Genomic DNA, 8439 nt, shown 5'->3' on the forward strand with positions numbered 1-8439 from the left:
TGCTGCGATCCGGTCCCCGCGGGTCGGACGTCCCGCCACTGGCCGCCGAGACGTCCCAGGGGGCGACGACCGCGGGAGGGGTGGCATGAGCGACGACGTCCGAGCGCCCGAGGCCGCGGTCCCCGAGGTCGCGACCGACTCCGGGGCGAGCGCGTCGAGCCGCGTCCGGTCCCGTCTGCAGCGGTTCGGCCAGCGGTCCGGCCCGGCGTTCCCCGCGCTCGAGCCCGTGCTCCAGGCGGCGCGGACCAACCACCCGAAGGCCGACCTGACGGTCGTCGAGCAGGCGTACGTCGTCGCCGAGAAGGCGCACCGCGGCCAGCTGCGCAAGAGCGGCGACCCGTACATCACGCACCCCGTCGCGGTCGCGACGATCCTCGCCGAGCTCGGCATGACGCCGTCGACGCTCGCCGCCGCGCTGCTGCACGACACCGTCGAGGACACCGAGTACTCGCTCGACCAGCTGCGACGCGAGTTCGGGCCCGAGGTCGCGATGCTCGTCGACGGTGTCACCAAGCTCGACAAGGTCACCTACGGCGACGCGGCGCAGGCCGAGACGGTCCGCAAGATGGTCGTCGCGATGTCGCGCGACATCCGCGTGCTCGTCATCAAGCTCGCCGACCGGCTGCACAACGCGCGCACCTGGAAGTTCGTCGCCTCGACGTCGGCCGAGAAGAAGGCTCGCGAGACCCTCGAGATCTACGCCCCGCTGGCCCACCGCCTCGGCATGAACACGATCAAGTGGGAGCTCGAGGACCTGTCGTTCGCGACGCTCTACCCGAAGCTCTACGACGAGATCGTGCACCTGGTCGCCGAGCGCGCCCCGGCGCGCGAGGAGTACCTGGCGGTCGTCCGCGAGCAGGTGGGCGCCGACCTGCGCAGCGCGAAGATCAAGGCCACGGTCACGGGCCGGCCGAAGCACTACTACTCGATCTACCAGAAGATGATCGTGCGCGGCCGCGACTTCGCCGACATCTACGACCTGGTCGGCGTACGCGTCCTGGTCGACACGGTGCGGGATTGCTACGCGGCGCTGGGCGCCCTGCACGCGCGATGGAACCCGGTCCCCGGCCGGTTCAAGGACTACATCGCGATGCCCAAGTTCAACCTCTACCAGTCGCTGCACACGACCGTGATCGGCCCCGGCGGCAAGCCCGTCGAGATCCAGATCCGGACGCACGACATGCACCGCCGGGCCGAGTACGGCGTCGCCGCGCACTGGAAGTACAAGGAGACGGCGAAGAACGCCGCGGGCGGGCAGACCGACGCCGCCGGCAACGACATGGTGTGGCTGCGCCAGCTCGTCGACTGGCAGAAGGAAACGGCCGACCCGACCGAGTTCCTCGACTCGCTGCGGTTCGAGATCGCCGGCTCCGAGGTCTACGTCTTCACGCCCAAGGGCGACGTGATCGCGCTGCCGTCCGGCTCGACGCCCGTCGACTTCGCGTACGCGGTGCACACCGAGGTCGGCCACCGGACGATGGGCGCACGCGTCAACGGGCGGCTCGTGCCGCTCGACTCGGCGCTCGAGAACGGCGACGTGGTCGACGTCTTCACGTCCAAGTCCGAGACGGCCGGGCCGTCGCGCGACTGGCTCGGGTTCGTCAAGAGCCCCCGTGCACGCAACAAGATCCGCCAGTGGTTCTCGAAGGAGCGCCGCGAGGAGGCGATCGAGCACGGCAAGGACGCCATCGCGAAGGCGATGCGCAAGCAGAACCTGCCGATCCAGCGCCTGCTCTCCCACGAGTCGCTCGTCGCCCTCGCGAACGAGATGCGCTACCAGGACGTGTCCGCCCTCTACGCGGCGATCGGCGAGGGCCAGGTGTCCGCGGCGACCGTCGTGCAGCGCCTCGTCCACTCCCTCGGCGGCGAGCCCGCGGCCGAGGAGGACCTCGCCGAGACCGCCCGTCCCGGGCCGACGGCCCGTCGGGTGCGGACGGGCGACGTCGGCGTGGTCGTCAAGGGCGTCGACGACATCTGGGTCAAGCTCGCCAAGTGCTGCACACCCGTCCCGGGCGACGACATCGTCGGCTTCGTCACGCGCGGCGCCGGGGTCAGCGTGCACCGGTCCGACTGCGTGAACGTCGACTCCCTGCGGTCGCAGCCCGAGCGCCTCGTCGACGTCGAGTGGAGCCACACCAGCTCGACGCTGTTCCTCGTGCAGATCCAGGTCGAGGCGCTCGACCGCAGCCGGCTGCTGTCCGACGTCACGCGCGTCCTGTCGGACCACCACGTCAACATCCTGTCGGCGTCCGTGTCGACGTCACGCGACCGGGTCGCGCTGTCGCGGTTCGTCTTCGAGATGGCCGAGCCGTCGCACCTGGCGTCCGTGCTCGCCGCCGTCCGCAAGGTCGAGGGCGTGTTCGACGTGTACCGCATCACCGGGTCGAAGGCCGCCGAGGAGCCCGTCATCCGCGCCTGACGCGTCGTCGAGGCCGCGCAGCAGCGCGCGCGCCTGGCGCACGCCGCGACGTCCGCGCAGCGCGTCGAGCTCCCGCAGCGCCGCGTCCGGGTCGAAGCCTGCGGAGACGAGGTCGACGAGCAGTCGACGGGCGCGGGCCGGAGCGACGAACCGGGCGACGTCGGTACCCGTGCGGTGCACCGTGGTCACGCGAAGCCCGCCGACGACCTCGACGTCGGACGGCACGAGCGACGCCTCCGCGGACGTCCGCCGCTCGCTGGGCGAGACTCGACGCCGGCCGCTGGCGACGAGCACCTCGACCTTGGGCGGCGGCACACCGCCCGTGTGCACCCACGCCGCGCTCCCGCGCCCGACGACCCCGCCGCGCGGCACCTCGTCGAGCAGCGACGCACCTCGGAGTGCGGGGGACGACGGCAGGTCGGCGACGACCGCGACGTCCCCCCACACGGGTCGCAGCACGCCGTCGCGGACCAGCGCGAACCAGGCGGCCGCGCCCACGTCGCCGCGCCGGACGACGGTCGGCAGCGCGCGCGGCCGCGGGCGGAGGTCGTCGAGGCTCGTCACGCGCGTCAGCATGACGGAGCCGGGCCACCCCGTGGGGGCGGCCCGGCTCCGGCTGTGGACGACGGTGTGTCGCGGCGGATCAGCCGCGCGCGTCCTCCGCGGCCCGCTGGACCTGCTCGAGCCACGACCGGCGTGCGTCGAGCGCGGCCTGCGCGTCCGCGATCCGGCGCGCGTCGCCCGCCGACTTCGCGCGCTCGAGGTCGGCCTCGAGACCCGCGATCGCCTGCTCGAGCTGCGCCGCCGCACCCTCGGCACGAGCGCGGGTCTCCGGGTTGGTGCGGCGCCACTGCGTCTGCTCCGCGTCACGGATCGCCGACTCGACCGCGCGCAGCCGGCCCTCCACCCGCTGGATGTCGGCACGCGGGACCTTGCCCGCGGTCTCCCAGCGGTCCTGGATCGAGCGGATGGCCTGCTTGGCGGCGTTGAGGTCGCGCACCGGCAGCAGGGCCTCGGCCTCGACCAGCAGCGCCTCCTTGACGTCGAGGTTCGCGCGGAACTCCGTGTCCGTCGCCGCCGAGTGCGCGTCGCGGGCCGCGAAGAACGCGTCCTGCGCGGCCCGGAACCGGGCCCACAGGGCGTCGTCGTCCGCCCGGCTCGCGCGACCCGCGGCCTTCCAGCGCGTCATGAGGTCGCGGAACGCGCCCGCCGTCGGCCCCCAGTCGGTGCTGTCCTGGAGCTTCTCCGCCTCGGCGACGAGCTGCTCCTTCGCAGCCTTCGCACCCGCGTTGCGCGCCTCGAGCTCGGCGAAGAAGTGCCGGCGCTCACGGTCGAACGTCGTGCGCGCGTGGCTGAACCGCTTCCAGAGCGACTCCTCCGTCGGACGGTCGAGGCGCGGGCCGCTGCGCTGCGCGGTCTTCCACTCCTCGAGCAGCGTGCGCAGCTGCTCGCCGGCCGGGCGCCACTGGATCCGCGCCGGATCCGTGCCGGCGATCTTCTCCGCCTGCTCGACGATCGCCGTGCGGGCCTCGAGCGCCGCCTGCCGTGCCGCCTGCCGCTCGGCGTCCGCCGCGGCCCGACGTTCGGCGGCGACGCCGCGCAGCGACTCCAGGCGCTCGCGCAGCCCGTCCAGGTCACCGACAGCCGCCGGCTCCTTGAGCTCCTCCGTGAGCCGCGTGAGCGTCTGGTCGATCTCCTTGACCGACAGGTCGGTCGCCTGGAGCCGCGCCTCGAACAGCGTGACCTTCGCCTGGAGGTCCAGGTAGCGGCGCACGTAGAGCGCGAGCGCCTCCTCGCTGGACGCGCCCGGGAACTGCCCGACCACGCGCTCGCCCGCGGCCTCGCGGACCGACACCGTGCCGTCCGCGTCGACCGAGCCGAACGTCGCGGCGTGCGCGGCCTCGGCGCTGTCGTCGGGGGCGGCGACCGGGGCCGGTGCGGGGGTGGCGGGAGCGGCCGCGGGGTGGGCCGGCGGGTGCGGCACCGGACGCGGTCGCGGGCCAGGGCGCGCCGACGCGGGCGTCGGACGCGGCGTCGGCACCGCGGTCGAGGGCGACGGCGTGGCCGCGGCCTCGTCGGTCGTCCCGGCCGCTTCGTCGGCGTCCTCCGCCGTGCTCGCCTCGTCGGCGTCCTCCGCCGTGCTCGCCTCGTCGGCGTTCTCCGTCGTGCTCGCCTCGTCGGCGGCCTCGGCGGTGGCGACCTCGTCGGCGGTCGCGGCCGAGGTCGTCTCCGCTGCGGTCACCTGGTCGGCGGCGTCGCCCGTGGCGGTCGCCCCGGTCGCCTCCGCCGGGCCGGTCGCCTCGGTCGCGTCCGCCGAGCCGGTCATCTCGATCGCGTCGACCGTCGGGTCCGCCGTGCCGGTCGTCCCGGTCTCGTCGGCACCGGTCTCGGCCGCGTCGTCGGCGGCGACCTCGGCCGCCTCGTGGGTGGCGTCGGTCGTGGCTGCCGCGTCGGCGGTGTCGGTGCTCGGCACGTCGCCGGCGGTCGGGTCGTCGGGCGGCTCGGTGGCGTCGGTGGCGGACCCGGCGTCGGTCGCGTCGTCGGTCGTCGTGGCCTCGTCGGCGGTGCCGGTGTCCGCGGGAGCGGTGTCCGTCGTCGCGTCCTGGGGGACGGCAGGGGAGGAGGTCGGGGGAGTGGGCGTCGGGTCCTCCGGCGAGGAGGTCGATGCGGGGGTCTCGGTCACTGGGTCTCCACTCCCTCGATGGTGACGGCGTCCACCGGGGTCTCCGACCCCTCCACGGTGCCCGCGTCAGCGATGGCCTGCAGCACGTCCATGCCGGACGTGATGTGGCCGAACACGGTGTATCCACCCGCCGAGTCCGACGGGATCTGCGAATCCTCGTACACGAGGAAGAACTGGCTGCCCATGGACTCGCCGTTGCCGCCCTGGCGGGCCATCGCGATCGTGCCCGCCGGGTAGAGGTCGTCGGCGGGCGCGTTCTCGATCGGGCCCCACGAGTAGCCCGGGCCGCCGGTCCCGGTGGCCGTGGGGTCGCCGCACTGCAGCACGTAGATGCCCTGCGTGGTGAGGCGGTGGCACGACGTGCCGTCGAAGTAGCCCTCGCCGGCGAGCGTCACGAAGTTCGCGACCGCCTGCGGCGCGGCGGCGCCGTCGAGCTCGAAGCCGACGGTGCCCTGCGACAGCGCGAGCTCGCCCGTCCACGTGCGGCCCTCGGCCGCGGCGGGGTCGGGGACCACGCCGCCGTTGCCCGTGCGTGACGTCGCGCCCGGGTCCGGGGTCGTGGCCGGGGGTGTCGTGGCGTCGGCGGTGGGCGGGGCGTCGTCGCGTGTCAGGGCGACCGCGGCACCGATGCCGAGGCCGAGGACCAGCACCCCGACCACGGATCCCGCGATGACGCGCTGACGACGATGGCGCGCCCGCGCCTGCGTCTGACGCTCCTGCCACTTCTCGTACCGGCGGCGCTCGTACTCGCGCTCGCGCTTGCTGGACACGCACACTCCTCGCGTCGACGGTGCGGCACGACAGGCGTCGACCTGCCGCACCGCACGAAGGAACCCCGGACAGTCTAGGCAGCCCGGGCCCTGGTCGAGGCAACGACCGACGCGCGGACGCGCCACGGGCGTCGCGGGCTACGGTGCGGGCCATGCATCTTCTCTCGTTCGTGGCCCCCGTGTTCGCGGCCCGGTGCACCGTCGTCGTCGCCGAGGACGGCGCCTGCGTCGTGGTCGACCCCGGGGCGGGCGTCGCCGCGGCGGTCGCCGCGGAGATCGCGGCGCGCGGCCTGCGGCCGGCTGCGGTGCTCGTCACGCACGGGCACGCCGACCACACGTGGGACGCGGGCGCGCTCGCGGAGACGCTGGACGTCCCGGTCCGCGTGCACGCGGCCGACGCGTACCGCCTCGCGGACCCGTTCGGCACGCTCGGCGCGCTCGGCGGCGCCGCGCATGACCCGTCGGGTCCGCTCGGCCAGGCGCTGACCGCGGCCGGGGTGGACGTGCACGCGTACCACCGGCCGGCGCGGCTCGAGCCGTTCGGCGCCGACGCGACCGACCCGCGCAGCGCCGACGTCACGTGGCAGGTCGGCGAGGTGACGGTGGTCGCGCGTCATGCGCCCGGGCACACGGAGGGGTCGACGCTGTACCTCCTCGACGCGGGCGACGGGCAGCCGGTCGTGCTCACGGGCGACGTGCTGTTCGCGGGGACGATCGGCCGCACCGACCTCCCCGGTGGGGACGGACCGACCATGGCGCGCACGCTGCGCGACGTCGTCGCGCGGCTCGACCCGCGTGCCGTCGTCGTCCCGGGGCACGGCCCGACGAGCGACATGGCGACGGAGCTCGCGACGAACCCGTTCCTCGCGCGCGGCTGACCGCGGCGACCTCCCGACGGCCCCGCCGGGGAGCCGACAGCGGGACGGTGCACCGGCCGCGGGATGCGGACGCGACCCCCGCGGCAGGTCTGGAAGACTTCCACCCCATGGCGCGACCCACACCCCTGTCCGGATTCCCCGAGTGGCTGCCCGACGGCCGCATGGTCGAGCAGCACGTGCTCGACGTCCTGCGGCGGACGTTCGAGCTCCACGGGTTCGCGGGCATCGAGACGCGTGCGGTCGAGCCGCTCGACCAGCTGCTGCGCAAGGGCGAGACGTCGAAGGAGGTCTACGTCCTGTCGCGGCTCCAGGAGGACGCGGCGAACCCGGACCGCGGCGGACGCCTCGGGCTGCACTTCGACCTGACGGTGCCGTTCGCGCGGTACGTGCTCGAGAACGCCGGGCACCTCGCGTTCCCGTTCCGGCGCTACCAGATCCAGAAGGTGTGGCGCGGCGAGCGCCCCCAGGACGGCCGGTTCCGCGAGTTCGTCCAGGCGGACATCGACGTCGTCGCGGCGGGCGACCTGCCGTACCACTACGAGGTCGAGCTGCCGCTCGTCATGGCCGACGCGCTCGGTGCGCTGCAGGAGATCGGCCTGCCGCCCGTGCGGATCCTCGTGAACAACCGCAAGGTCGCGGAGGGCTTCTACCGCGGGCTCGGGCTGACCGACGTCGACGCGGTGCTGCGCGGCATCGACAAGCTCGACAAGATCGGCGGCGCGGCGGTCGCGGAGCTGCTCGTCGCCGAGGCGGGCGCGACCCCGGAGCAGGCGCAGGCGTGCCTCGAGCTCGCGTCCGTGCAGGGCGACGACGAGTCCGTCGTCGACGCCGTCCGGGCGGTCGCCGCGCGGCACGGTGCCGAGCACACGCTGCTCGACGAGGGCCTCGACGAGCTCGGCGCGCTCGTGCGCGCCGCGGCGCAGCGGGCCCCGGGCGTCGTCGTCGCGGACCTCAAGATCGCGCGCGGGCTCGACTACTACACGGGCTCCGTGTACGAGACGGTGCTCGTCGGGCACGAGCAGCTCGGGTCGATCTGCTCCGGCGGGCGCTACGACACGCTCGCGTCCGACGGTGCGACGACCTACCCCGGCGTCGGTCTCTCGATCGGCGTCTCGCGTCTGGTGTCGCGCCTGCTCGGCGCGGGGCTGGTCCGCGCGACGCGCTCGGTGCCGTCGGCCGTGCTGGTGGCCGTGACCGACGAGGCGGACCGGTCGCGCTCGGACGCGGTCGCCACCGCGCTGCGGTCGCGCGGGATCCCCGTCGAGGTGGCGCCGTCGGCGGCGAAGTTCGGCAAGCAGATCCGGCACGCCGACCGTCGTGGGATCCCCTTCGTGTGGTTCCTCGGGCAGCCGGGAGGCGACGAGGGCGACCAGGTCAAGGACATCCGCTCGGGCGAGCAGGTGCCCGCCGACGCCGCGTCGTGGGCGCCGCCGGCGGACGACCTGTGGCCCCGCGTGGTCCCGGCCGAGGCCTGACGCGCACGGCGCCGGTCCGTGCGTCGCCGTGCCGCACGGACCGGCGCCGTCGTGACGCACGGCCCGCGCCGGGATGCGGCACGGGCCGCGTCAGCGAGGGCGCGCCGCGGCCCGTCCCGCTTCACCAGACGCGCACGACCGTGTACGCGAGCGTGTCGTCGCGGAACGTCACCTCGTAGACCGCCGGTCCCTGCGTCATCGGGGTGCGCGGACC

At 74.6% G+C, this 8439-nt stretch carries 5 protein-coding genes; 3 read left to right on the forward strand and 2 right to left on the reverse strand.

Annotated features, from left to right (window positions below):
* The first annotated feature begins 85 nt into the window (after positions 1–85).
* Positions 86–2419: a RelA/SpoT family protein gene (locus KOV94_RS19050; RefSeq protein WP_218052888.1), complete on the forward strand. Its 2334-nt coding sequence runs from the start codon at positions 86–88 to the stop codon at positions 2417–2419.
* Between the two features lie 643 nt (positions 2420–3062).
* Here KOV94_RS19050 and KOV94_RS19055 read toward each other — a convergent pair.
* Positions 3063–4745: a DUF349 domain-containing protein gene (locus KOV94_RS19055; RefSeq protein ID WP_218052896.1), complete on the reverse strand. Its 1683-nt coding sequence runs from the start codon at positions 4743–4745 to the stop codon at positions 3063–3065.
* A gap of 353 nt (positions 4746–5098) precedes the next feature.
* Positions 5099–5872, reverse strand: coding sequence for a peptidylprolyl isomerase (locus KOV94_RS19060; protein WP_124343191.1), 774 nt, complete (start codon positions 5870–5872; stop codon positions 5099–5101).
* A 152-nt stretch (positions 5873–6024) separates the two neighbouring features.
* Here KOV94_RS19060 and KOV94_RS19065 point away from each other — a divergent pair, with 152 nt between their 5' ends.
* Complete coding sequence (locus tag KOV94_RS19065; RefSeq protein WP_218052889.1) at positions 6025–6750, forward strand: MBL fold metallo-hydrolase; 726 nt, start codon at positions 6025–6027, stop codon at positions 6748–6750.
* A 107-nt stretch (positions 6751–6857) separates the two neighbouring features.
* Positions 6858–8225 carry a histidine--tRNA ligase gene (gene hisS, locus KOV94_RS19070; protein WP_218052890.1) on the forward strand — a complete coding sequence of 456 codons (1368 nt, stop codon included), beginning with the start codon at positions 6858–6860 and terminating at the stop codon, positions 8223–8225.
* Positions 8226–8439: the final 214 nt, after the last annotated feature.

Origin of the sequence: Cellulomonas algicola (assembly GCF_019024305.1) — a bacterium.
In the GTDB taxonomy this organism is placed as follows: Bacteria; Actinomycetota; Actinomycetes; order Actinomycetales; family Cellulomonadaceae; genus Cellulomonas; species Cellulomonas algicola.

Bases quoted from the DNA above. Each gene is read 5' to 3' on its own strand.
- KOV94_RS19050 (WP_218052888.1), top strand. From the start codon at position 86: ATGAGCGACGACGTCCGAGCGCCCGAGGCCGCGGTCCCCGAGGTCGCG.
- KOV94_RS19055 (WP_218052896.1), bottom strand. From the start codon at position 4,745: ATGACCGGCTCGGCGGACGCGACCGAGGCGACCGGCCCGGCGGAGGCG.
- KOV94_RS19065 (WP_218052889.1), top strand. From the start codon at position 6,025: ATGCATCTTCTCTCGTTCGTGGCCCCCGTGTTCGCGGCCCGGTGCACC.
- hisS (WP_218052890.1), top strand. From the start codon at position 6,858: ATGGCGCGACCCACACCCCTGTCCGGATTCCCCGAGTGGCTGCCCGAC.